This window comes from Flavobacterium sp. (genome assembly GCF_044349645.1).
Taxonomy (GTDB): domain Bacteria; phylum Bacteroidota; class Bacteroidia; order Flavobacteriales; family Flavobacteriaceae; genus Flavobacterium.
In genome coordinates, this window is the sequence record NZ_JBIKQP010000025.1 from 1 (window position 1) to 24,526 (window position 24,526).

General features: G+C 31.3%; 23 protein-coding genes. 12 read left to right on the forward strand and 11 right to left on the reverse strand.

Features of this window, described 5'->3' with window-relative positions:
- The first annotated feature begins 6 nt into the window (after window positions 1-6).
- From AC9UFV_RS06480 to AC9UFV_RS06520, 9 genes are all read left to right on the forward strand, one after another.
- Complete coding sequence (locus AC9UFV_RS06480) at window positions 7-549, forward strand: DUF1599 domain-containing protein (protein ID WP_509574025.1); 543 nt, start codon at window positions 7-9, stop codon at window positions 547-549.
- A 15-nt stretch (window positions 550-564) separates the two neighbouring features.
- Complete coding sequence (locus tag AC9UFV_RS06485) at window positions 565-1,647, forward strand: MauE/DoxX family redox-associated membrane protein (RefSeq protein WP_509574027.1); 1,083 nt, start codon at window positions 565-567, stop codon at window positions 1,645-1,647.
- A gap of 83 nt (window positions 1,648-1,730) precedes the next feature.
- Window positions 1,731-2,228: a TlpA family protein disulfide reductase gene (locus AC9UFV_RS06490; protein WP_509574028.1), complete on the forward strand. Its 498-nt coding sequence runs from the start codon at window positions 1,731-1,733 to the stop codon at window positions 2,226-2,228.
- Between the two features lie 66 nt (window positions 2,229-2,294).
- On the forward strand, window positions 2,295-3,047 hold the full coding sequence (tpiA, locus tag AC9UFV_RS06495; RefSeq protein ID WP_509574030.1) for a triose-phosphate isomerase: 753 nt from the start codon (window positions 2,295-2,297) through the stop codon (window positions 3,045-3,047).
- A gap of 155 nt (window positions 3,048-3,202) precedes the next feature.
- Window positions 3,203-4,036, forward strand: coding sequence for a 50S ribosomal protein L11 methyltransferase (prmA, locus tag AC9UFV_RS06500; RefSeq protein WP_509574032.1), 834 nt, complete (start codon window positions 3,203-3,205; stop codon window positions 4,034-4,036).
- 27 nt (window positions 4,037-4,063) lie between these two features.
- Window positions 4,064-4,339 carry an ATP-dependent Clp protease adaptor ClpS gene (locus AC9UFV_RS06505; RefSeq protein WP_509574034.1) on the forward strand — a complete coding sequence of 92 codons (276 nt, stop codon included), beginning with the start codon at window positions 4,064-4,066 and terminating at the stop codon, window positions 4,337-4,339.
- Window positions 4,340-4,414: 75 nt separating this feature from the next.
- Window positions 4,415-5,686, forward strand: a complete 1,272-nt coding sequence (locus AC9UFV_RS06510; protein ID WP_509574036.1) for a sterol desaturase family protein — start codon at window positions 4,415-4,417, stop codon at window positions 5,684-5,686.
- Between the two features lie 3 nt (window positions 5,687-5,689).
- Window positions 5,690-6,370 (forward strand): lysoplasmalogenase, encoded by a 681-nt coding sequence (locus AC9UFV_RS06515; RefSeq protein WP_509574039.1) that lies wholly within the window; start codon window positions 5,690-5,692, stop codon window positions 6,368-6,370.
- Between the two features lie 155 nt (window positions 6,371-6,525).
- Window positions 6,526-9,099 (forward strand): zinc-dependent metalloprotease, encoded by a 2,574-nt coding sequence (locus AC9UFV_RS06520; protein ID WP_509574041.1) that lies wholly within the window; start codon window positions 6,526-6,528, stop codon window positions 9,097-9,099.
- A 73-nt stretch (window positions 9,100-9,172) separates the two neighbouring features.
- On the opposite strand, the gene dnaK is transcribed toward AC9UFV_RS06520, so the two are convergent.
- The 10 genes from dnaK to AC9UFV_RS06570 all read right to left on the reverse strand — a co-directional run bounded on the left by dnaK (window position 9,173) and on the right by AC9UFV_RS06570 (window position 17,446).
- Window positions 9,173-11,056, reverse strand: coding sequence for a molecular chaperone DnaK (dnaK, locus tag AC9UFV_RS06525; protein WP_509574044.1), 1,884 nt, complete (start codon window positions 11,054-11,056; stop codon window positions 9,173-9,175).
- A gap of 144 nt (window positions 11,057-11,200) precedes the next feature.
- A complete protein-coding gene (locus AC9UFV_RS06530; RefSeq protein ID WP_509574046.1) occupies window positions 11,201-11,962 on the reverse strand; it encodes a hypothetical protein in 762 nt (253 codons plus the stop codon).
- Window positions 11,963-12,607 carry a glycosyltransferase family 2 protein gene (locus tag AC9UFV_RS06535; protein WP_509574048.1) on the reverse strand — a complete coding sequence of 215 codons (645 nt, stop codon included), beginning with the start codon at window positions 12,605-12,607 and terminating at the stop codon, window positions 11,963-11,965.
- 171 nt (window positions 12,608-12,778) lie between these two features.
- Window positions 12,779-13,483 carry a DUF4369 domain-containing protein gene (locus tag AC9UFV_RS06540; RefSeq protein WP_509574050.1) on the reverse strand — a complete coding sequence of 235 codons (705 nt, stop codon included), beginning with the start codon at window positions 13,481-13,483 and terminating at the stop codon, window positions 12,779-12,781.
- A 139-nt stretch (window positions 13,484-13,622) separates the two neighbouring features.
- Complete coding sequence (locus tag AC9UFV_RS06545; protein WP_027311345.1) at window positions 13,623-13,901, reverse strand: DUF2805 domain-containing protein; 279 nt, start codon at window positions 13,899-13,901, stop codon at window positions 13,623-13,625.
- 104 nt (window positions 13,902-14,005) lie between these two features.
- Complete coding sequence (locus tag AC9UFV_RS06550) at window positions 14,006-14,833, reverse strand: sterol desaturase family protein (protein ID WP_509574052.1); 828 nt, start codon at window positions 14,831-14,833, stop codon at window positions 14,006-14,008.
- 97 nt (window positions 14,834-14,930) lie between these two features.
- Window positions 14,931-15,170, reverse strand: coding sequence for a uroporphyrinogen decarboxylase (locus tag AC9UFV_RS06555; RefSeq protein WP_509574054.1), 240 nt, complete (start codon window positions 15,168-15,170; stop codon window positions 14,931-14,933).
- A gap of 22 nt (window positions 15,171-15,192) precedes the next feature.
- Window positions 15,193-16,011 (reverse strand): 3-deoxy-8-phosphooctulonate synthase, encoded by an 819-nt coding sequence (gene kdsA / locus AC9UFV_RS06560; protein ID WP_509574057.1) that lies wholly within the window; start codon window positions 16,009-16,011, stop codon window positions 15,193-15,195.
- Between the two features lie 170 nt (window positions 16,012-16,181).
- Window positions 16,182-16,637, reverse strand: coding sequence for a 2-dehydro-3-deoxyphosphooctonate aldolase (locus AC9UFV_RS06565; protein ID WP_509574058.1), 456 nt, complete (start codon window positions 16,635-16,637; stop codon window positions 16,182-16,184).
- A gap of 215 nt (window positions 16,638-16,852) precedes the next feature.
- Window positions 16,853-17,446, reverse strand: coding sequence for a DUF2238 domain-containing protein (locus tag AC9UFV_RS06570; RefSeq protein WP_509574060.1), 594 nt, complete (start codon window positions 17,444-17,446; stop codon window positions 16,853-16,855).
- Window positions 17,447-17,636: 190 nt separating this feature from the next.
- On the opposite strand from AC9UFV_RS06570, the gene AC9UFV_RS06575 reads away from it, so the two are divergent.
- Both AC9UFV_RS06575 and AC9UFV_RS06580 read left to right on the forward strand, forming a co-directional pair.
- Window positions 17,637-19,286 carry an ArnT family glycosyltransferase gene (locus AC9UFV_RS06575; RefSeq protein WP_509574062.1) on the forward strand — a complete coding sequence of 550 codons (1,650 nt, stop codon included), beginning with the start codon at window positions 17,637-17,639 and terminating at the stop codon, window positions 19,284-19,286.
- A gap of 7 nt (window positions 19,287-19,293) precedes the next feature.
- On the forward strand, window positions 19,294-20,013 hold the full coding sequence (locus tag AC9UFV_RS06580; RefSeq protein WP_509574064.1) for a glycosyltransferase family 2 protein: 720 nt from the start codon (window positions 19,294-19,296) through the stop codon (window positions 20,011-20,013).
- A 70-nt stretch (window positions 20,014-20,083) separates the two neighbouring features.
- On the opposite strand, the gene katG is transcribed toward AC9UFV_RS06580, so the two are convergent.
- Complete coding sequence (gene katG / locus AC9UFV_RS06585) at window positions 20,084-22,267, reverse strand: catalase/peroxidase HPI (RefSeq protein WP_509574066.1); 2,184 nt, start codon at window positions 22,265-22,267, stop codon at window positions 20,084-20,086.
- A gap of 209 nt (window positions 22,268-22,476) precedes the next feature.
- Here katG and AC9UFV_RS06590 point away from each other — a divergent pair, with 209 nt between their 5' ends.
- The gene (locus tag AC9UFV_RS06590) at window positions 22,477-24,438 is read left to right on the forward strand and encodes an amino acid permease (RefSeq protein WP_509574068.1); all 1,962 of its coding nucleotides are present in this window, start codon (window positions 22,477-22,479) and stop codon (window positions 24,436-24,438) included.
- Window positions 24,439-24,526 lie beyond the last annotated feature (88 nt).

A 24,526-nucleotide genomic window follows, 5' to 3' on the forward strand; every position in this document is an offset into this window, starting at 1 on the left:
CAATAAATGGATACTACTTCTCAAGAATACGATAAGGTAATTTCAATATGCAGAACTTTGTTTGTTAATAAAATGAAAGATTATGGTAGTGCATGGCGAATATTAAGATTGCCGTCATTGACCGATCAAATTTATATTAAAGCACAAAGAATTCGTAGTTTGCAAGAAAATGAGGTTCGTAAAGTAGACGAAGGAGAGGCGGGAGAGTTTATTGGGATAATTAATTATTCGATTATGGCTTTAATTCAGTTGGAATTAGGAATAGTTGAACAACCGGATTTAGATGTAGAAAAAGCTACTTGGCATTATGATGCAAAAATCAAAGAGACTAAAGAATTAATGGAGAATAAAAACCATGATTATGGTGAAGCTTGGCGCGAAATGCGAGTAAATTCTTTAACTGATTTGATTTTGCAAAAGTTACTTCGTGTAAAACAAATTGAAGATAATAAAGGTAAAACGCTTGTTTCTGAAGGTATTGATGCCAATTATCAAGATATGATTAATTATGCTGTTTTTGCATTAATCTTAATGAATTTTCATAAATAATTTAAATAATAGATTATGACAACTAAAGAAAAATATGCTCCACTTGCAATTAGAATAAGTATTTCATTTTTATTTTTATTATCTGCGGTTGCAAAATTATATCCTTCACCTTATTTTGCAATTTCTACTTTTGAAGTAAAACAGTTGTATCCGCTTGGTTTTTCGGGAGATGTTGCTCCATTTTTTTCACGAATATTAATTGGAATTGAATTTGCACTTGGGATTTTAATTTTGCAAAAACATTACCTTAGAAAATTAGTTATTCCAGCTACTTTATTAATGTTAGCTGTATTTACAACCCATTTAAGTATTGAAACTTTTCAAAATGGTGGTAATTCAGGGAATTGTGGATGTTTTGGAAGTTTGTTGCCAATGACACCAATTCAAGCGATTTTGAAAAATGTTGTTGCTATGATTTTATTAATAGTTTTACTAAAAATCATGCCTAAAAAAGACGAAACCAAAAGTAATTTTTGGGTATTAACTACCGTAACGGTTTCCTTTATATTACTATTGTTTATGATAGCTCCAATGCAGGCTGAATCAAATTTGGTTGATGTTACAGGTGCTGAACCTGAGGAAACAGCTATAATTGAAACAAATGACACGTTAAAAACGGAGCCTGTAATTGAAACTAAAAAAATAGATACTGCAAAGAATATTATTAAGGAAATAAAAGACGAACCAATACATAAAAAATCGGGATATAGTTCCTATTTTGCTTCAATTGATAAAGGTAGAAAAACACTTTGCTTTTTTGTTCCTGGTTGTGATCATTGCCGTGAGGTGGCCAAAGAATTAACTGAAATGAAAGCTAAGGATAAGAACTTTCCAGAAATTAGAATTATTTTTATGAATGAAGAGGCCGATTTAATTCCGGACTTTTTCAAATTTGCTGGAGCAAAATATCCTTATAAATTAATTGAAGTAATTCCATTTTGGAATGTATTAGGCTCAGGAAAAGACACTCCTGGGGTTAAATATTTATGGAATGGTAATGAGTTTAAATACTATTATGGAATTACTGATAATAAATTCATTGCGTCTGATTATTTAACTTTGATTCAAAAACCATATTCTGCTTTGAAAAGCAAATAAGAGTTTAACCGTTTAATTGGTTACACGATTATACAATTAAACAATAATACAAATAACCGTTTAATAAACAACTAATTTATAATATGAAAAAAACAATAGCACTATTCGTTGCCTTAGTCTCATTTTCTTGTTCTAAAGCTCAAAAAAATGAATTCTCGAAAGAAACATTAGGCGAAAATGTTATCGCGATGGATGGATCGGAGGTTTCGTTTCAATCGTTTGTCGATAAATACAAAGGAAAAACAGTAGTATTAGAATTCTGGGCTTCTTGGTGTAGCGATTGTGTAAAAGCAATGCCAAAAATAAAAGAATTACAAAATAATAATCCAGATGTGGTTTATGTGTTTTTTTCATGTGATAAAACTTTTGACAAATGGAAAGAAGGAATCAATAAACACGAATTAAAAGGAGATCACTATTTAATTAAAGACGGAATGAAAGGATCTTTTGGGAAATCTTTAGATTTAGACTGGATTCCAAGATACATAATTGTAAATAAAAAATCCAAAATCAGTTTGTATAGAGCTATTGAAACCGACTTTGAGTTGATTCAAAAAACATTGACAGAAGAGAAAAAATAATAGCTGAAGTGACAAAAAAAAATAAAAACTTGGAATTGAATAACACATAAAATATAAATTATAATAATGAGAACTAAAATTGTAGCAGGAAACTGGAAGATGCATAAAAATTCAGAACAAACTGAAGATTTATTGAATGAATTGATTGATAAATTACCAACCGATAAGGAAGTTCAAATTATTGTAGCACCAACATTTGTGAATTTACAATCTGCAGTAAATCATTTAGAATACACCAATATTGGCGTAGCTGCGCAAAACATGCATCAAGCTGAGAGCGGTGCTTTTACAGGTGAAATTTCTGCAAATATGTTGCAAAGTATAGGAGTTAATGCAGTTATACTTGGTCATTCAGAACGTCGCGCTTATTTTAATGAAACCGACGCTATGATAGCAAATAAAGTAGACACAGCAATTAGTCATAATATGACTGCTATTTTTTGCTTTGGTGAAGAATTGAAAGACCGTCAATCAGGAAATCATTTTAATATTGTTGAAAACCAATTGAGAGATGGATTGTTTCATATAGAATCGGCATCTTGGGAGAATATAGTTTTAGCTTATGAGCCAGTTTGGGCAATTGGAACAGGCGAAACAGCAAGTCCAGATCAAGCTCAAGAAATGCACGAATTCATAAGAGAAACAGTTAGAAAAGCGTTTGGAAGTAATGTTGCAGAAAGCGTTTCAATTCTTTATGGGGGAAGTGTAAAACCAGATAACGCAAAAGAAATTTTTTCAAAACCTGATGTAGATGGAGGATTAATTGGAGGTGCAGCTTTAAAGGCTGAAGATTTTGCAGCTATCGTAAACGCAATTTAAATAGACCAAAAGATAATAGACTTAAAACAGTACCTATTTCAAAGGTTTACACAAATAAAAAAAAATCGAAATAATTCATTTATTTCGTGGCAAAAAACCTTTGTTGCTTTTACTTTTCTTATGTGCCTTTTGTGTAAAAAAAATAAATAAAAAACATGTCAAATATATATTTAGGATTTCATTTTTCAGTGGAACCGAAAGAATTAGGGTCGGAGATATTGGTTGCTGAATTGGGTGAATTGCCCTTTGAAAGTTTTATAGAAAGCGATTTGGGTATCGTGGCTTACATTCAAAAACAATTTTGGACAGAGAATATTCTCCAAGATTTACATATTCTAAGTTCACCTGAATTTCAAATTTCATATACAATTGAAGAAATTGATCAAGTAAATTGGAATGAAGAATGGGAAAAGAATTTTGAAGCCATTGAAGTTGATGGAGTTTGCCATGTTCGTGCTCCATTTCATCCAAAAAACGATGCTAAGTATGATATTGTAATTGAGCCAAAAATGAGCTTTGGCACCGGTCACCATGAAACAACACACATGATGATCCAACATCTCTTAGAAACTAATGTTACAGGAAAAAAGACTTTAGATATGGGTTGTGGAACGGCAATTTTAGCAATATTAGCCGAAATGAAAGGTGCTCATCCGATTGATGCTATTGATATTGACAATTGGTGTTATCTTAATTCAATTGAAAATGCGGCTCGAAATAATTGTACCCAAATTACAGTTTATGAGGGTGATGCTGATTTATTGAAAGAGAAAAAATACGATTTGATTATTGCCAATATTAATCGTAACATTTTATTAAATGACATGCAAACCTATGTTGATTGTTTGAATAAAGACGGTATTTTATTAATGAGTGGTTTTTATAATGAAGACATCCCTTTTATTGATGCTTCTTGTATAGAAAAAGGGTTGACCTATATTAAAAAGTTTGAGAGAAACAACTGGGTATCATTAAAATACATAAATTAGTAGTCAAAAACCATAATATGTAGAGCTATGAGTACAAAAGAAAAGGTACTTGAAAAAGTAGTTTTAAAAGAAAGTATTTCTTTAAATAATGAAATTATATTGTTCAATGACGATGTAAATACTTTCGACCACGTTATTGATACTTTAATTCGTGTTTGCAGTCATACCCCTGAGCAAGCGGAACAATGTGCATTAATTGTACATTACAATGGAAAATGTACTGTAAAAACCGGACTTTTAAAAGAATTAATCCCTCAATGTATTCAATTATTGGATGCTGGGTTGAGTGCTGAAATAGTTTAATGTTTAAGAAAAGAAGTTATTACTATATTAACTTTTTATATTTAGTCAATTATCATAAAAAAATACAGTTAATTAATGGAGCGGTACGGAAAAATACTAATAATTGCAATGCCTATTTTTTTATTGATGATTTTAATAGAATCGGCCTACGGATATTTCAAATTCAATAAAAAAGTTCGTTTAATGGATAGTGTTTCTAGTATTAGTTCTGGAATGACCAATTCAATTAAAGACGTTTTAGGATTAACAATTACTTTTATTTCCTACGATTGGTTGCTAACTCATATTGGTATCGGATATTTGAAGCCTTCAATAACGACTTATATTATCGCCTTTATTGTAATTGATTTCTACGGATATTGGACACATCGCTGGGCACATCAAATTAATTTTTTCTGGAATAAACATGCGATACACCATAGTAGTGAAGAGTTTAATTTGGCGTGTGCGTTAAGACAATCGGTATCTAGTTTTGTAAATTTATTTACCTTTTTATTGATACCTGCAGCCCTTATTGGTGTTCCAACAATAGTGATAATTATAACGCTACCGATTCAATTGTTTTTGCAATTTTGGTACCATACTGTTTACATAAATAAATTAGGTTTTCTAGAGAAATTTCTAGTTACCCCATCGCATCACAGAGTTCATCACGCTATTAATCCTGAGTATATGGATAAAAATCACTCTCAAATATTTATTATTTGGGATAAGATGTTTGGTACCTTTCAAGAAGAGTTAGATTCTGTCCCACCAGTTTTTGGAATTACAAGACCTGCTCAAACTTGGAATCCTATCCGGATTAATTTTCAACATCTGGGCTTGTTAATTTGCGATGCTTGGAGAACTCCAAATTGGAAGGACAAATTCACCATTTGGTTTAAACCGACTGGGTGGAGACCAGAAAATTTCGAAGAGAAATATCCAGTTAAGAAAATTAAAGATGTTTATAATTTTCAGAAGTACAATTCTTCATTTTCCAAAAAACTAATTTATTGGTCTGTTTTACAAGCTCTCATAACTCTATTATTGGTTAGTTATTTATTCAATAATATTGCATTTATTGGTAATCAAAATATTTTTATTTATGGTGCTTTCTTATTTATTACTATTTATAGTTATACTGAATTGATGGATACAAATAAATATTCTCTTTTTTGGGAAGGTTTCCGACTCTTATTTGGAGTTATAATAATTTTGAATTTCGGAGATTGGTTTGGACTAAATAGTTTCATTTCTTTTGGTAGTTACCTTGTTTTAAGTTATCTAATAGTTTCCTTTTTCATGAATTTTTATTTTGTATTCATAGAATTTAAAAAACCAATTTTTTCAACGCCAACATTTTAATTTATGAAAAAAGAAATATTCTTAAAAGGTTTTTTGATCATTTCGGCAATTAATTTATTACTAATTTTAATGAATTATGATATTTTTTCGCTTTGCTTGAAGCCTTTTTTGATGCCATCATTGTTTTTGTATGTCTATTTAAATGATTCATTTCCAACAAAAAAAATACTTTTATCAGCGTTAACTTTTTCATGGATTGGGGATGTTTTATTGATTTTTACAAACTATAACCAGTGGTTTTTCATTACCGGGTTACTCGCCTTCTTAACTGCGCATATTTTTTATATTGTATTATTCTCAAAATTGGGTACTTCAAAACCCTATAAAAATAATCCATTTTTTTGGATAGGAATTTTTTTAACCGTTTTCTATTTAAAAAGTATTTTAGACATGTTATTACCTTCTTTAGGTCCTTTAAAAATTCCAGTCAGTTTTTATGCATTAACCATTTCGGTAATGTTAGGTTTTGCTTGGAGAGGATTTATTACTTGGATTGATAATACCAGATTCTATATACTTTTTGGAGCGATAGCCTTTATTGCTTCCGATAGTTTTTTGGCAATCAATAAATTCCAGTCACCAATAAATAATGCTACCATTTTGATAATGTCAACTTATTTGGCTGCTCAATTTGGAATTGTTTATGGAGTAATTAGATTTAATTCTCAAAGTAAAAAGTTTTAGAATTAATGTTCTATAAAATTTATTCAATTATTTAATTGTCTAGTATCTAATTATTTATTCAACACTTGTTAATTTATAAAAAAAATGAGCATAGATAGTCTATAATTAAAAATATATCTATAGATTTGATTAATAACAATTAACACATCTCCAAAATGGTAAAAAAAACACTAACCCTTGTTTCTTTAATGTTTTTTATAGTATTGTCTTCAGAGGCAAATGCACAAAATAAAAAACCCTCAAAAGCTCCCTCAGCTACAAGTGAAAAATCAGATTCCAAACCAAGTGAAACAAAGAAAGAACCTAAACCCTATAAAAAAGTAATAGATTCTACGGCAGTTACCCAAAGAGGTTTAATCGATGTTCATAAATTTGACAATAAATATCTTTTCGAAATACCAGTTTCGCTTTTAGGAACTGAAATGATGACGATCACTAGATATTCTAAAACTCCAGCAGGTGGAGGTATTTTTGGAGGTGAAGAAATAAACAGACAAGTAGTTCGTTGGGAAAAAGGTTTGAGTCATAACTTACTTTTAAGATCCATTACTTACGTTATTATGTCTCCTGATGAAGACAAGCCTTTGGCACAAGCCGTTAAAAATTCTACTTCTGATCCAATTATTGGGAATTATGAAATACTAGCTTATAAAAAAGATGCAGAAGGTAAAATCACAGGTTTTGTTGTTGATTTAACTTCAACATTTGATGGTGATGTTCAAACTTTCTCTTTAGATCCAATAAAAAAACAAATGCTTAACATTCAAGCATTTCAAAAAGACAAATCTTATATCTCAAAAATAAGTACATTTCCAATTAATACAGAGATTAGAAGTGTAAAAACATTTACAACAACTCCTCCAAGAATCTCTGCGGTTCCAACACCGAAAATCGGTGTTGATATTCCTTCAGGTTTGGATGCGGGCTTAGTTACTTTAGAAACAAATACTTCATTTATTTTATTGCCTAAAAAGGCAATGAGAAAAAGAGAATTTGATGCACGTGTTGGGTTTTTTGCGAATCAATATGGTGTTTTTGAAGAAGAGTCTCAGAAGTCAGACACTAAGGTTTTCGCTGTAAGATGGAGATTAGAGCCAAAATCTGCTGAAGATGCTCAAAAACAAAAAAAGGGAGAATTGATTGAGCCTTTGAAACCAATTGTGTACTATATTGACCCTGCGACACCAGAGAAATGGAAGAAATACATTAAACAAGGTATCGACGATTGGCAAGTTGCTTTTGAAAATGCGGGTTGGAAAAATGCTATCCGTGGAGAATATTGGCCAGAAAATGATCCAACGATGAGTCTGGAAGACGCTCGTTTTTCAGTTTTAAGATATTTCGCAGCAGAGATTCAAAACGCTTACGGACCTAATGTTCATGATCCTAGAAGTGGTGAAATCTTAGAAAGTCACATTGGTTGGTACCATAACATTATGAGTCTTTTAAGAAATTGGTATTTAATTCAAACAGCAGCAGTTGATCCTGCAGCAAGAAACAAAAAGTTTGATGATAAATTGATGGGAGAATTAATCCGTTTTGTTTCTTCACATGAAGTAGGTCATACGCTTGGATTACGTCATAATATGGGTGCTAGTTCTGCTACACCTGTTGAAAAATTAAGGGATAAAGAATACCAAAGATTAAATGGACATACTTCTTCAATTATGGATTATGCACGTTTTAATTATGTTGCTCAACCAGAAGATGGTGTAACAAGTTTATTCCCAAGAATAGGTGACTATGATAAATGGGCGATTAAATGGGGTTATTCTTATTTTGAAGACACAAAAACAGAGGCGGAAGAAAAAGCATTTTTAAATGAAATGACTAAAGAAGCATACAAAAATCGTCGCTTATGGTTTGGAACAGAATCTAGTCCTTATGATCCAAGATACCAAACTGAAGATATTGGTGACAATGCAATGCGTGCTTCTGAATATGGAATTAAAAATCTGAAAAGAATTCTTCCTAATTTATTAGATTGGTCTAAAGAAAATGGAGAGAGTTATGCAGAATTAGATGAATTATATGGAGCGCTTTCTGGACAATTCAGAAGATATATGGGACATGTTACTAAAAATGTAGGAGGTATTTATGATAGTCCTAAGACATATGATATGACTGGTGACCAATTTCAAGTTGTTCCTAAAAGTATTCAAAAAGATGCAGTTGCTTTCTTAAACGCTCAATTATTTAATACTCCAAAATGGTTATTAGATCAAAAAGTGCTTGCGAAAATAAATCCTGAAAATGGAGTGGAGGCAATAAAATCAATGCAAGATGGAACTTTGGGTAGCTTGTTTGCCGGAGACAGAATGGTACGACTTATGGAAGCATCTTCAATAAGTAAAAATAATTATTCTATTGATGATTTAATGAATGATTTAAATAAAGGAATTTTCAGTGAATTGAAAAATAAAAATTCAATTGACATCTTTAGAAGAAATATTCAAAAATTATATGTCGATAAAATGATTGAATTATTAAACCCTGGAACAGCTAGCGTTAGATCGGTTCCTGTAGGTGTTACTTACGGATTCAATACTAGAAAAGTAAATTTAGCTCAGACAGATTTACCATCAATTACTAGAGGTCAATTGATCAGTTTAAAGAATGATTTGAAAATGTCACTATCTAGAATGACTGATAAAATGAGTAAATATCATGTTCAAGATTTAATATCAAGAATTAATATGGCTTTAGATCCAAATAGAAAAGTTAAATAAATCTTTAACTTAACCATAAAAATAAAAGAGGCTGTTCATTGAACAGCCTCTTTTTTATTAAATAAAATATAAGTTATTTTACTTCTTCGTAGTCTACATCTTGAACATTGTCACCTTGCGCTTCTTGAGGTTGCGCTTCAGCTTGTTGACCTTGTTCTCCTTGAGCATACATAGCTTCTGTAGCTGTTTTCCATGCAGCATTGATATTGTCTAATCCTGATTGGATTGCAGTCAAATCTTGAGATTGGTGCGCCATTCTCAATTCTGTCAATGCATATTCGATAGCTGTTTTGTGTTCATCAGATAATTTATCACCTAATTCTTTCAATTGGCTTTCAGTTTGGAAAATCATTCCGTCAGCTTCGTTTAATTTCTCCACTTTTTCTTTAGCTTGTCTATCGCTTTCAGCATTCAATTCAGCATCTTTTTTCATTCTTTCGATTTCTTCAGCTGTTAATCCTGAAGAAGCTTCTATACGAATATCATGAGATTTTCCAGTTCCTTTATCTGTTGCAGAAACTTTGATGATACCATTAGCATCAATATCAAAAGTTACTTCAATTTGTGGAACCCCTCTTGGTGCTGGTGGAATACCATCTAAGTGGAATCTACCGATAGTTTTATTGTCTGCAGCCATGGTTCTTGCTCCTTGAAGAACGTGGATTTCAACTGATGGTTGAGAATCTGCTGCAGTTGAGAAAACTTGAGATTTTTTTGTTGGGATAGTAGTATTTGACTCAATTAATGTAGTCATAACTCCACCCATTGTTTCAATTCCTAAAGATAAAGGAGTAACGTCAAGTAACAATACATCTTTTACATCTCCAGAAAGAACCCCACCTTGAATAGCAGCTCCAATTGCAACTACTTCATCAGGATTTACTCCTTTAGAGGCTTTTTTACCAAAGAATTTTTCAACTTCTTCAGCAATTTTTGGCATACGAGTTGAACCTCCAACTAATATAACTTCATCAATATCTGAAACAGATAAACCTGCATCTTTCAACGCTTTTGCAACTGGCGCCATAGAACGTTTTACTAATGAATCTGATAATTGCTCAAATTTAGCTCTTGTTAATTTTTTAACCAAGTGTTTTGGTCCTGAAGCCGTTGCAGTAACGTAAGGCAAATTGATTTCTGTTTCAGCAGAAGATGACAATTCGATTTTCGCTTTCTCAGCAGCTTCTTTAATACGTTGCAATGACATTGGGTCTAAACGCAAGTCAATTCCTTCTTCAGCATTGAATTCATCTGCCAACCAGTCAATGATTGTTTGGTCAAAATCATCTCCACCTAAGTGTGTGTCTCCGTTTGTAGACAATACTTCAAAAACTCCGTCTCCTAATTCAAGAACAGAAATATCAAATGTACCTCCTCCTAAATCGTAAACTGCAATTTTTTGATCTTTTCCTTTTTTATCCAAACCATATGCTAACGCTGCAGCTGTAGGCTCGTTGATAATACGCATTACTTTTAAACCAGCAATTTCTCCAGCTTCTTTCGTAGCTTGACGTTGTGCATCGTTAAAGTAAGCTGGAACAGTAATAACTGCTTCAGAAACTGTTTGACCTAAATAGTCTTCAGCTGTTTTTTTCATTTTTTGTAACGTCATTGCTGACAATTCTTGCGCTGTATATAAACGTCCGTCAATATCTACACGTGGTGTATTATTGTCTCCTTTTACTACAGAATAAGGAACTCTTTTCGCTTCAGCAGAAACCTCTGAAAAAGATTGTCCCATAAAACGTTTGATAGAAGCAACCGTTTTAGTTGGATTGGTTACCGCTTGTCTTTTTGCAGGATCTCCAACTTTGATTTCACCGCCTTCTACAAAAGCAATTACAGATGGTGTGGTTCTTTTTCCTTCTGCATTAGGAATTACAACAGCTTCATTTCCCTCCATTACAGAGACACAAGAGTTGGTTGTTCCTAAATCAATACCAATTATTTTACCCATTTTAATTTAATTTAAATTTAATTTTAATTTCTAAAACTCTCTTTGCTTATGTCAATCTTTGTGCCATTGTAACTTTCTGTAAAAATTGTCAGTTTTCTTTAATTTCGATTAAATTTATTTATGACATTCTGACACAACGATCCTTTATTTATGCTGAAACCAATTAGTTCCATTGTCAAAGTAAGCTTTAAATTCTGAATTTACGGGAGATCCGTGAAATAACTTTTGGGTATAATTTTTCCTTATTATGTAATTAAAAGCACCCATATCTCCAGTGTAAGAACTTGTATTATCAAAATTATAAGTGTTATGAAGATGCCAAATAGATTCAATTAATGGTTTAATAATAGAGATATTGCCACCAATTATTCCACAGTTTAATAATTGATGAGATTTATATTCCGATTCTATTTCAAGATAATCAGTAATACGACTTCTTAAATGGTAGCCATGAAGTTGCATCCATTTATTATTCCAATTTGTTGGCTCATCTCCACAAAAAATAAAATCATTTTTTTCAATAAATAAAGGTTGAATAAAAGGATTTTTCAATACCAAAACATCAGATACATCAGTTACAAAAAGAGAATCAATTTTATTCCAGTATTGATTTAAAAATTGATTGTAAACAAAATACCTAAAAACATTTGGATTAAATCGCTCGTCATGGGTTATTTTAATAAAAAGGAGATTTTTGGATTGGTGCTTTAGCACCGTCGATTCAGAAAAATTATTATGGAAAATTATGGCTTGAAGAGTAAGTTTTGAAATTGAATTTACCCAATTTTCAATGATTGAAAAATCATCGTCTTGAAGCATTTGACTTCTATTTACATCAAACACGCCAGTAATGTGACATCCCAATATAAGTTGATTAGATAATTTAATGTTGGAAGGAATCACCAATTAACTTAAATTTTTTATTTTAACTTTAGCGCTTGTACTATCAGGGTTGTTTCTGTAATAAATATAAGTTCTTAAATCTAATTTTTCAACAAAATATTTTTTTTCAGCACGTTCATAAAAATGAGCATCTGCGCCGTACATATCCATGAAATTTAGGCTTTCAAATACTTCCTTTTTCCCAAATAAAGTAGCAAAAAGGATGCAGTCATCAACATGTACCACTTGCTTTGGATTGTTTCGATCCGGAACATAATAATCCGATTCGTTGTTTACAATTGTCTCAGTAGTGGAAGCAATAAGATCGAGTGAATTTATTTCTGATAAACACAATTCTAAATGATTTGGTTTGTATTCATCATCGGCATCAATAACTGTTATGTACTCGCTATTCGTTAGTAAAATACCACGATTTATTGATTTAGATTGGCTACAATTTTTATGACGTAAATAAGTAATTTTGTTTTCATTTAGAATGGAATATTCTAAAATTAATTTATCTGAATCAGTAGTACTTCCGTCATCAATAATTAATAATTCAAAATCTTGAAAAGTTTGATTTAATACTGAATCAATTGCTCTTTTTACAATATTAAATGGCGTATTATAAACCGACATTATAACTGCTACTTTATATTTATTTTTCATAGAAACATAAAATATCAAATCTAGAAAATAATCAAATAATATTTAACAACTAAATATTAATTTATAAACAACAAATCGGTCACGCTACATAAGATCATTACAATTTGTTTACTATTTAAAAATAGTAATAATATGTTTTAGGTTTTTTATTAGTAACAAAATAAAACAAAATTACTCCTTTTTTCTTTCTCCAATATATTTTGTGAGCATTACCCCGTAGCGAGATTTTGCAACTTTTGGAGACATCGATTTTTGAATAGTATCCAAATACATAATTGTAGCATCGTTTATTTCAGATAATGCGATGTAGGGTGCGACTTCATATTCTTTATTAGTCACAGCAAAATTAATTGCGTAAAGGTATTTTCTTTTCAATATTGCATTCGATTTTTCGTCTATTGAAGCAATTAAATCCAATTGTTTGTTTTTTTGAGCTTTTAACTTTGCGACAGTAAGTTCTAGTTGTTGCTCGTTGTATTTAGAACTTATTTTTTTGTAAGTCTCATACAATTCATTGTTTTTAGAACCCGTTATTACTGCTTTTGAATAAAAATATTCTAAATCGGTAGCGATATTAATTTTCCCCGGTTCTGCAAAAAACATCAAATTATTATCTCCAGAATTAGTTTGTCCACGGTCTAAAAATAAGTATAGCATTTCCGGTGATTCCAAATTAATATTACTTTCAAAATCTGATTTTCCATCAATTTTCATACTGTCGATTGTTACAAAGGTGCTGTCTCCCAATTTTTTCAAATAAAGAGTTCCTTTTTGCAATCCTTTTACATTTCCAGTGATTTGTAGGTTGGTTTCCGATTTGTTTTCGCAAGAAACCAATATAGTTATAGACAGTATAGCTAATAGTAATTTTTTCATAGTTTTTTATTTGTCGGCAAATTAAAGAAATTATTGAATACTACCGAAGGATTTTCTTGATTTATTGAGTGCTGTATGATGTATTTTAGTAATTCGAATTCTATTTTAAAAAAAAAAACTCCTGTAATCAGGAGTTTATTTAATCAAATTTATTTTTTATGTAGTATTTTCCGTCTAAATCATCGTCAAAATCATCAATTTTGATAGGTTTTGGTTTAGGTTTTCCGGCATTTGCCTTCTTTTTCCATAAATCAAATTTGTCTGTTGGAAGTTTCTTTTTCATAATTTCAAGAACTTCTGTTTCGCTTAGTCCAAATTCCTTTTTGATAATTTCAAACGGATTTCTTTCTTCTAAAGCCAATGTGATCAGTTTTTCATTTTGATCCCAAGTCAATTCAATTTTTTTACTCTTTTTCATTCCTAGAAAAATAAATTCTGTGGTTTTTGTTTAGTTAATAAATCATTTGTAGTTCAATATTAATAAAAAAATCAATATCTTTTTAATTAGATTTAAATTTTTTTTTACGGTTTTTCGAAGTTACTTCTTTTCTGAAATGGAATTTTCAATAAATTCCCAACATTATTGTTTTTCTCTATTTCCATATGAGTGTCAATTCCATAAACGATTTCATCTCTTTTTAAGGTTGAAAAGGTCCCAAAAATTCGATCCCAAACAGAAAATATATTACCATAATTACTATCAGTATGAGGTAATTCATAATGGTGGTGGACTTTATGCATGTCTGGAGAAACGATGATATAACTCAACCAACGATCTAAAGTAATTGGCAAAGAAATATTGGCATGATTGAATTGTGATAATACCACCGAAAGCGATTGGTATAAAAACACAAGCCACATCGGAGCCCCAACAATCACGACAGCGATGACAGTAAATACAAAACGAAGGATACTTTCACCTGGATGATGACGATTAGCAGTTGTAGTGTCTACCCAAGTATCCGAATGATGAATTAGGTGGAATCGCCATAAAAATTTCACTTTGTGTTCAATATAATGCACTAAATAAGCACTAATTAAATCCAATAAAAGCAATCCAATAATCATGTAAATCCATGGGTTAATGGTTCCTAAATAAGGAAGAAGTCCGATATTGTTTTGCACTGACCATTGTGAAGTCCATAACAATATAAACGCCATCAAAAAGTTGACAACAATCGTGGTTACCGTAAAAAACATATTGATTCCAGCGTGTCTCCATTTACTGTATTTCAATAAGAAAAGAGGTTTTATGGTTTCAATTAACCAGAAAAAAGTAATTCCGCCAGCTAATATCAAGGCGCGGTGTAAAGAAGGTATAGTCTCAAAATAACTAATAATCTCGTTCATCTTTTTTTTATAAAAATAACAAATTATCAAATATAATTGGTAGTTAAATAATAAAATTAGAAAAATAAATAGAGTTTAATTTTGATATAAAAATAAATTATGATGCTGTTTTAGTAGTAAAATGTTTCGTCAAATAAATTATATTTACTCCAAGAATAAATACGTTAGTAATGACTATTGGCCATGAGGTCGCCAACATAAATCCGTAAATAATAAATAGAATAGCTCCAATAGAATTAATAGTTCTTAACGTGATTAAATTCTTCATTAAAAAAGAAATCATCAATATTAATGACGCCAAATACCCAATCCATTCTGTTGGTGTAATTTCAAACATAGCTAATTATTTATTTAATGGATTAAAACGTATTTACCGTTTTTCTAATGGCAACTAATTTGGTCATTAATGCCTCAAAATAATCCAAGTGTAGCATGTTAGCTCCATCACTTTTAGCATTTGCAGGATCAAAATGGGTTTCTATAAATATTCCATCTACACCCACGGCAATTCCTGCTTTGGCAATGGTTTCGATCATATCTGGACGACCCCCGGTAACACCCTCGGTTTGATTTGGTTGTTGTAGTGAGTGCGTAACATCCAGAACAGTAGTTGCATATTGCTGCATAGTTGGGATTCCTCGGAAATCTACAATCATGTCTTGATAACCAAACATCGTTCCTCTGTCGGTAACCATTACATTTTGGTTGTGGCAATCCAATACTTTTTGAACGGCATGTTTCATACTCTCCGGACTCATGAATTGTCCTTTTTTCAAATTTACCACTTTACCTGTTTTGGCAGCAGCTACTACTAAATCGGTTTGGCGAACTAAAAAAGCTGGGATTTGTAATACATCAACATATTGAGCTGCTTTGTCAGCATCTTCATTGGTATGAATATCGGTAACGGTTGGAACACCAAAAGTTTCAGAAACTTTGCGTAAAATTTGTAATGCCTTTTCATCACCAATTCCTGAAAAACTATCAATTCTGGAGCGATTTGCTTTTTTAAATGAACCTTTAAATACGAATGGGATTTCTAATTTGTCGGTGATTCCAACTAATTTTTCTGCAATTCTCATTGCCATTTCTTCTCCTTCAATCGCGCAAGGCCCTGCTAATAAAAAGAAGTTCCCACTATTTGAATGTTTTATTTGAGGTATTGTATGTATGTTCATAGCATTATTTTTGATAGTGCAAATATAAGAATTATGAGATATGAATTGTGAGTTAATTCGGTTATTTGTTGATACGGTTTTTTTAAAATCCTTTTAATCTTTGACAATCATTTACAAAAAATCACACCAATCAAACAAAGCTCCAATATCTAAAACTCAGAGCTTTCAGGCTACTTTGCTAATCCAAAACCAATTGGAACCATTAAATCACCTTTTTCATAACAATTAAGGTAAAGCTTTTTCGGTTGTTTCAATCCAACCCAAGTAATTTCATATTGATCTAAAAAGCCACCTCCCATTTCACAGTTTTTGGTAGGGAAGGGGCAACAGATTTCTAATTTTTTAAAGAAAACTTTTTCACCATTCGGTCCAGAAAGTGCATTTAAAAAACGTTCTTGATTGATGTTTAAATCTTTCGTATTCATGTAAAACACATTGATAGGATAATCGGGGTGAAAACCGTATTTTGGGTCTTGGCTAAATTCTGTAATTAAAAATGTATTCGAAGCAGTTAATTGTGGAATAGGAGCATTATCATTAACATTTTTCAAAGTCGATTTCGTACTTACACAAGAGATTAAACTGATGGCTACCAAAGTAAAAAGCGTTATAAATTTGGTTTTCATATTTAGGTTTTATTATTCATTAAAGATATAATTTTCTTCGGTACAATAATCGTGCTAAAATTTTATTGACAAAATAATAAATCCTAGACAATGATTCATAAATTGAGATAATAAGAAAGATATATAGACAAAAAGATAATAGACAAATCCCTAGTGAACTTTGCGTAAACCTCTGCGATCCTTGCGGTTATTTTTTTCTTTTTAATTTAAAATAATTATCTTTTCAATTCCTTATCCTGAATTTTAGAAAACAAAGCCAGAGCTAAAATAGCTCCAATTGTAGCAAAAAGCATATCTGATTGGGTGTCCCAAATATCACCTTGGGTACCTAAAAAAGAATCGCCTTTATCACCAGTAGAAATTGAAACTCCCCATTCAATCCATTCGTATGCAGCACTTATAGCCAAACAAATGGAAACGACAATAAAGTTGAAGAAACTCTTGTTACTTACAACCATTTTACGAATAAATAATTCCCTGATAATTAACGCTGGAACAAAACCTTGCATGAAATGTCCCACTTTATCATAATTGTTTCGGGTTTGATGAAAAACCTCTCTAATGTAGTCAAATAATGGCACTTCGGCATAGGTATAGTGACCACCAACGAATAAAACAATGCAATGAAGTAAAATCATTGTATAAGTAAAATTGGTAAACATAAATTTATTGAAAGTCAACGCTAAAACCACTAATCCTATTAGTGCAGGAATGATTTCTAAGAAGCAAGTAAAACTTTCTTTGGGTTCAATAATTGACCAAATAAATATTAAAAAAAAGAATATTAATAATAGGTAAATGTATTTCATAGGAGCATTATTAGAAATTCAAATATAGTACTTTTCTATATTTCGCTTGAAAATACAATAGCTATAAATAATATTAATAGTCTGAAATAAATAGAATCTTATAAAATTTTCCTATTTTCGCTATTCACTTATTAAGTTTTAATTTATTCAAATTTTATTGCTTAAAACTTAAAATTATTAGTGGAATTATATGAAATTGACTACTAAATTTTTCTCTGAATTTACAGGATTTGAAAAAATCATTTGTGCGATTATTCTGTTTATTTATGTAAATAATTTGTTTTTAGACATCATGAGAATTGATGCTGCACAATATGCGTCTATTTCTTTAGAAATGCTTCAAAATCATTCTTACCTTCAAGTCTATGATTTGCAAAATGATTATTTAGACAAACCGCCTTTGCTGTTTTGGATTTCTAGTTTGAGTTTGAAAACATTTGGAATTTGCAATTTTGCTTACAAAATAGGAGCGTTTTTATTTCTACTATTCTCATTGTATGCTATTTACAAATTTGCTTTGAATTATTATGATCATAAAATAGCAAAAAATTCCGTTTTGATATTTGCGACATGTCAGGCATTTTTTCTAATGTCAAATGATATAAGAACAGATGGGATTTTGACTTCATGTGTAATAATATCAATTTGGTTAATCACTGAATATTGGCATAAAAGCAAATTAATTTACCTTTTTTTTGCGGCTGTTTTTACTGCTTTTGCAATGATGGCAAAAGGGCCTATTGGAATTATTGCAGTATTAATGCCTATTGGTATTCACTTATTATATCAAAAACAATGGAAGAAGATAGTTAATTTATCTTGGTTGTTTTTTATTTTTATAGTAGCCATTCTACTAATTCCAATGACCTACGGACTTTATACCCAATTCGATATGCATCCCGAAAAGGTTGTTAATGGGAAATTACACCAAAGTGGAGTCTATTTTTACTATTGGTTACAAAGTTTTGGAAGGATTACGGGAGAAAATGTTTGGGATAATGGTTTGCCATGGCACTTTTTTATCGGGTCTATAAGCTGGGATTTTTTTCCATGGATACTGATTCTCTATGCCGGTTTATTTTTTCAGTTTAAAAAAATTATAAATTCAAAAATAGATAAAACTCCCGAAATAATTACAATTAGTGGGTTTATTTTACTTTTTGCATTGCTTTCAATGTCGAGATATAAATTGCCTCATTATATTTTTGTAACACTTCCATTTGCAAGTATAATTAGTGCCATATACATTGATAAATTAAATCCCAAGCAATTTGCGATTTGGGAAAAAATATTTTTTTCATTTGGTATTTTAGTAGCTATATTGATAATTGTGTATCCAATATTTTTCTTTACAGAAGTGAATTATTTGATTTATTTACTAATATTACTTCAACTTTTTCTATTGGTTAAAATAAAAAAACTACCAATAAACGGAGTTTTTCGTGTGATAGGTTTTGTATTGGTATTGAATGTGTTTTTAAGTTTTGTATTTTATCCAAAACTATTAACTTTTCAAGCTGATGCAATGGCAGGAAAATGGTTCTATGAAAATAAACCAACAGAAAAAGTTTATTTTATGAATCAGAAATCGCATTTGTTTAATTTTTATACTAAAAATTCAAAACATCAATCGGTTTTAATTTCCGATTTAGATACTATAAAAAGCCCTTATTGGTTGTATGCCAATGAAGAAGATTTGCTTAAAATACAAAAAAGTAAAAATATAATTGAGAAAAAGTCATTTGTAGATTATCCAATTACAAGACTAAAATTACAATTTTTATTAGAAAGTAAAAGAGAAGAGAATTTAAACCACTATTATTTATTAAAAATTAAATAAAGAAAAAATGATTAAAAAATTATCAATAATAATTCCCGCATATAATGAAGGTAGGACTATTCATTTAATTTTAGACAAAATTAAAACCGTTAATTTATTTAACGATATTGAAAAAGAAGTAATTATTGTAAATGATTGTTCTAGTGATAATACTGAGGAAGCAATACAGAATTACATTAAAAATAATGAAAATTTAAATATTCAATATTATAAACACGAATTCAATAAAGGAAAGGGAGCCGCATTACACACCGGAATTAAAAATGCAACTGGAGAATTTACAATCATTCAAGATGCTGATTTAGAATATGATCCACAGCAATTTAATATTTTATTGCAGCCAATTCTAGATGGTTATGCAGATGTAGTTTATGGTTCTAGATTTATGGGTGGTAATCCACATAGAATTTTGTTTTTTTGGCACACAATCGGAAATAAATTCCTTACCATGATGTCAAATATGTTTACCAATCTTAATTTAACAGATATGGAAACATGTTATAAAATGTTCAACACTAAATTACTTCAAGGAATTAAGTTGAACGAAAATAGATTTGGTTTTGAACCTGAAGTTACAGCCAAAATTTCTAGAATTAGTAGAATTAGAATATATGAAGTGGGTATTTCTTACTATGGAAGAACGTATGAAGAAGGAAAAAAAATCGGTTGGAAAGACGGATTCAGGGCTTTATATTGCATCGTAAAATACGGATTGTTGAAAATGTAATAGTTAGTTGTTAAAAAGCATAAAAAAACCACGCACAATGCGTGGTTTTTTATTTGAAATAACATCGAAATTACTTTAAATCAAAACGATCTGAATTCATTACTTTGCACCATGTTTTGATGAAATCGTTAACGAATTTATTTTTATTATCGTCTTGAGCATAAATTTCTGCGTAAGCTCTTAAGATAGAATTCGATCCAAATACTAAATCAACTCTTGTTGCAGTCCATTTAGTAGCCCCCGATTTTCTATCTACTATGTTATATAAATTGTCTCCAACTGGGTTCCAGCTGTATTTCATATCTGTTAAATTAACAAAGAAATCATTGCTTAATACCCCTTCATTGTTAGTGAAAACACCATGTTTAGTTCCGTCAAAATTGGTTCCAAGCACACGCATACCACCAATTAAAACAGTCATTTCAGCAGCTGTAAGTCCTAGTAATTGTGCTTTATCCAACATTAATTCTTCTGGTTGAACAATGTATTTAGATTTCACATAATTTCTAAAAGCATCACTTAAAGGTTCTAAAACTTCCATTGATTCTACATCGGTCATTTCTTGAGTTGCATCGCCACGACCATCATGGAAAGGAACTTTAACATCAAATCCACCTTCTTTAGCTGCCATTTCGATTGCTGCAGCACCTCCTAAAACAATTAAATCAGCAATACTAATTTTTGTGCTTAAACCTGCTTGAATTTCTGCTAATTTATTTAGTACTTTCTCTAATCTTGCTGGCTCATTTGCATGCCAATTTTTTTGTGGTTCTAATCGAATTCTAGATCCATTTGCCCCACCTCTAAAGTCTGATCCTCTAAAAGTTCTAGCACTGTCCCAAGCTGTATTGATTAATTCAGCTCTTGTTAAACCACTTTTTAGTATAATTGCTTTTGTATCCTCAATTTCTTTATCTGTTAAAGTGTAATTTACAGTAGGAATTGGATCTTGCCAAATCAAATCTTCAGAAGGTACGTCAGCACCTAAATATCTGTTTTTTGGACCTAAATCTCTATGTGTCAATTTGAACCAAGCTCTTGCAAATACTTCCGAAAAATAAGCAGGATCTTTATAAAAACGTTCTGAAATTACTCGGTAAGCAGGATCCATTTTCATCGCCATATCGGCATCCGTCATGATTGGATTGTTCTTTTTTGATGGATTGTGAGCATCAACAGTTTTGTGTTCGTCTTTAATATTTATAGGTTCCCATTGCCAAGCACCTGCTGGGCTTTTCTTTAATTCCCAATCGTAATTTAATAATAGGTCAAAATATTCATTGTCCCAACGAGTAGGGTTTGTTGTCCAAGCTCCTTCCAATCCACTGGTAATTGCGTCAGCTCCGTTTCCGTTGTTTTTTGGATTCATCCATCCAAATCCTTGATTTTCAATTGGTCCTGCTTCTGGTTCTGGGCCCAAAGCTCCTGCATCTCCATTTCCATGTGCTTTTCCTACAGTGTGTCCACCAGCAGTTAAAGCTACGGTTTCTTCATCGTTCATAGCCATTCTTTGAAATGTAACACGAACATCGTGTGCCGATTTTAATGGATCTGGTTTGCCATCTACTCCCTCAGGATTAACATAAATTAATCCCATCATTACGGCAGCTAAAGGATTTTCTAAATCTCTTTCTCCAGAATAACGAGTTCCTTCGCTTCCAGAAACCGCTTTCCATTCTTTTTCAGAACCCCAATAAATGTCTTTTTCAGGATGCCAAATATCTTCACGACCCCCAGCAAAACCATACACTTTTAATCCCATAGATTCATAAGCCATGTTTCCTGCTAAAATCATTAAATCAGCCCAAGATAATTTATTTCCGTATTTCTTTTTTATTGGCCATAAAAGTCGTCTAGCTTTGTCTAAATTTCCGTTATCTGGCCAACTATTTAATGGAGCAAATCTGATGTTTCCTGTTCCTGAACCACCACGACCATCAGCAATTCTATAAGTTCCAGCAGAGTGCCATGCCAATCTAATCATTAATCCTCCGTAATGACCCCAATCTGCAGGCCACCAATCTTGACTATCAGTCATTAAAGCTTTTAAATCATTTTTTACAGCTGTAAGATCTAACTTTTTAAACTCTTCAGCATAATTAAATTTATCTCCTAGCGGATTTGTTTTTGAATCGTGCTGATGTAAAATATCTAAGTTTAGAGATTTAGGCCACCAATCTTGTTTTGACGGTGTAGCATTCATCGCTGTATTTTGATGAAATGGGCATTTTCCAATGTCGTTTGAATTTTCCATATTTTAATTTATTTTAGACTAATTATTTTTATAAAATTTACTTACAAATGTAGTTGATCACTTTATTACTTCCATAGTTATTTTATGGTTTTAATTTATTTTTTAATAGATATTATCTATGATTGGTATTTGATTTAAATTATGAAATCAAAGGCAAATTTATACTATATTTGTTTTTACTTTAAGATACATAAAACATTAAATACTCTATGAATTTCTCCAATTTATTTCGAAAAAAAACAGTTCAAGATATACTTAAGCAAGTCGCTAAAAACGAAGCTGACGGTCATAATTCATTAGGAAAACATCTAAAAACTAGAGATTTAGCCGCTTTTGGAATAGCTGCAATAATTGGAGCTGGAATTTTCAGTACTATCGGAAAAGCTAGTTTTGATGGTGGTCCAGCAGTAATTTTCTTGTTTCTATTTACCGCAATAGCCTGTAGTTTTGCCGCATTTGCTTACGCAGAATTTGCTTCTATGGTGCCTGTTTCTGGAAGTGCCTATACCTATTCATATGTCGCTTTTGGAGAATTAATTGCCTGGATTATCGGTTGGGCGTTAATTATGGAATACGCCATTGGTAATATAACTGTTGCCATTTCATGGAGCGATTACTTTACGAGTTTGATGAATAATATTATTGTCAATTTGAATCATAAATACGATTGGAATTTACAGGTTTTAGCCGATTGGGTTCAAATGGATTATTTAACGGCATCCAATGGATATAAAGACGCTACCGCTTTAATGCAAAACGGAAAATCGTTTGAGAATTTAAGTTCTTCATTACAAAATGCTTATAACGCATGGACAACTTCGCCAGTAATTGGTGGGTTTCACATAGTGGCTGATTTACCTGCACTTGGAATAATTATCTTCATAACCGGATTGGTTTATCGAGGAATGAAGGAATCTCGAAATGCCAGTAATGCGATGGTTTTAGTCAAATTATGTATCATTTTATTGGTAATTGCCGTTGGTGTTTTTTATATAGATGTAGATAATTGGAGTCCTTTTGCTCCAAATGGAGTTGGAGGAATATTGAAAGGTGTTTCAGCAGTTTTCTTTGCTTATATTGGTTTTGATGCCATTTCAACCACCGCCGAGGAATGTGAAAATCCACAACGTGATTTACCACGTGGAATGATGTGGGCTATCATAATATGTACTATTTTATATATTGCAATTGCATTGGTTCTCACCGGCATGGTTTCTTCCTCTGAATTGAATGTGGGAGATCCATTATTATTTGTATTTGAAAAATTAGATTTAAAAATGATGTCCGCTATAATTGGAGTTTCTGCAGTAATTGCCATGGCAAGCGTTTTATTGGTTTTCCAAATGGGACAACCCAGAATTTGGATGAGTATGAGCCGTGACGGTTTGTTACCAAAAAAATTCTCAAAAGTACACCCAAAGTTTAAAACCCCATCGTATGCGACTGTGGTTACTGGTTTTGTAGTAGCAATTCCAGCTTTATTTTTGAACCTAACTATGGTTACGGATCTTTGTAGCATAGGGACATTATTTGCCTTTGTATTGGTTTGCGCTGGTGTTTTGGTATTGCAAAATAAAACGGATATTCCTCGAGGGAAATTTAAAACTCCTTATGTGAATTCAAAATATATTATTCCTGTATTAATAATAATAGGATTAGTTTATGCCTTTAAATACAATCATAAAAGTACCCTTGATTTTATTACCAATGAAAAGAAAATATATGCTCCAGAGGACATTGTAACTTCTTTATCTCAAGAACAATCAAAGCAAGTTTATAATTATTTAGCTTCATTTGATGCAAATAATGCGACGAATTCAACACCCGATTTAGAAGTGATTTTGAGTAAATATTATGAGAATGACAATCAATATCAAACCGTGATAAATGCTCTGCCAATAAACGATTCTCAAAAATACGAAACAGGTTTTAGCTTATTCAAACACAAAATACCAATGTGGATTTTCCTAATTTCATTATTAGGATTAGCAGTTTGGGCGTATCGACAAAATTTATCATTAATTCCATTGTTAGGTTTAATTTCGTGCCTGTACATGATGGCAGAATTAAGCGTTTGGAACTGGATATATTTCACCATTTGGTTATTAATTGGTTTAGTAATTTACTTTGGCTACAGCCGAAAAAACAGTAAATTGAATACCACGGAATAATTTATTTTGATAGTAAAGTAAAAAATCCGTTTTGCAATTTTCAAAGCGGATTTTTTGTTTTCAAACAACCTTAAAATACCATTTTCAA

Bases quoted from the DNA above. Each gene is read 5' to 3' on its own strand.
- AC9UFV_RS06480 (WP_509574025.1), top strand. From the start codon at position 7: ATGGATACTACTTCTCAAGAATACGATAAGGTAATTTCAATATGCAGA.
- AC9UFV_RS06485 (WP_509574027.1), top strand. From the start codon at position 565: ATGACAACTAAAGAAAAATATGCTCCACTTGCAATTAGAATAAGTATT.
- AC9UFV_RS06490 (WP_509574028.1), top strand. From the start codon at position 1,731: ATGAAAAAAACAATAGCACTATTCGTTGCCTTAGTCTCATTTTCTTGT.
- tpiA (WP_509574030.1), top strand. From the start codon at position 2,295: ATGAGAACTAAAATTGTAGCAGGAAACTGGAAGATGCATAAAAATTCA.
- prmA (WP_509574032.1), top strand. From the start codon at position 3,203: ATGTCAAATATATATTTAGGATTTCATTTTTCAGTGGAACCGAAAGAA.
- AC9UFV_RS06505 (WP_509574034.1), top strand. From the start codon at position 4,064: ATGAGTACAAAAGAAAAGGTACTTGAAAAAGTAGTTTTAAAAGAAAGT.
- AC9UFV_RS06510 (WP_509574036.1), top strand. From the start codon at position 4,415: ATGGAGCGGTACGGAAAAATACTAATAATTGCAATGCCTATTTTTTTA.
- AC9UFV_RS06515 (WP_509574039.1), top strand. From the start codon at position 5,690: ATGAAAAAAGAAATATTCTTAAAAGGTTTTTTGATCATTTCGGCAATT.
- AC9UFV_RS06520 (WP_509574041.1), top strand. From the start codon at position 6,526: ATGGTAAAAAAAACACTAACCCTTGTTTCTTTAATGTTTTTTATAGTA.
- dnaK (WP_509574044.1), bottom strand. From the start codon at position 11,056: ATGGGTAAAATAATTGGTATTGATTTAGGAACAACCAACTCTTGTGTC.
- AC9UFV_RS06535 (WP_509574048.1), bottom strand. From the start codon at position 12,607: ATGAAAAATAAATATAAAGTAGCAGTTATAATGTCGGTTTATAATACG.
- AC9UFV_RS06540 (WP_509574050.1), bottom strand. From the start codon at position 13,483: ATGAAAAAATTACTATTAGCTATACTGTCTATAACTATATTGGTTTCT.
- AC9UFV_RS06545 (WP_027311345.1), bottom strand. From the start codon at position 13,901: ATGAAAAAGAGTAAAAAAATTGAATTGACTTGGGATCAAAATGAAAAA.
- AC9UFV_RS06550 (WP_509574052.1), bottom strand. From the start codon at position 14,833: ATGAACGAGATTATTAGTTATTTTGAGACTATACCTTCTTTACACCGC.
- AC9UFV_RS06555 (WP_509574054.1), bottom strand. From the start codon at position 15,170: ATGTTTGAAATTACACCAACAGAATGGATTGGGTATTTGGCGTCATTA.
- kdsA (WP_509574057.1), bottom strand. From the start codon at position 16,011: ATGAACATACATACAATACCTCAAATAAAACATTCAAATAGTGGGAAC.
- AC9UFV_RS06565 (WP_509574058.1), bottom strand. From the start codon at position 16,637: ATGAAAACCAAATTTATAACGCTTTTTACTTTGGTAGCCATCAGTTTA.
- AC9UFV_RS06570 (WP_509574060.1), bottom strand. From the start codon at position 17,446: ATGAAATACATTTACCTATTATTAATATTCTTTTTTTTAATATTTATT.
- AC9UFV_RS06575 (WP_509574062.1), top strand. From the start codon at position 17,637: ATGAAATTGACTACTAAATTTTTCTCTGAATTTACAGGATTTGAAAAA.
- AC9UFV_RS06580 (WP_509574064.1), top strand. From the start codon at position 19,294: ATGATTAAAAAATTATCAATAATAATTCCCGCATATAATGAAGGTAGG.
- katG (WP_509574066.1), bottom strand. From the start codon at position 22,267: ATGGAAAATTCAAACGACATTGGAAAATGCCCATTTCATCAAAATACA.
- AC9UFV_RS06590 (WP_509574068.1), top strand. From the start codon at position 22,477: ATGAATTTCTCCAATTTATTTCGAAAAAAAACAGTTCAAGATATACTT.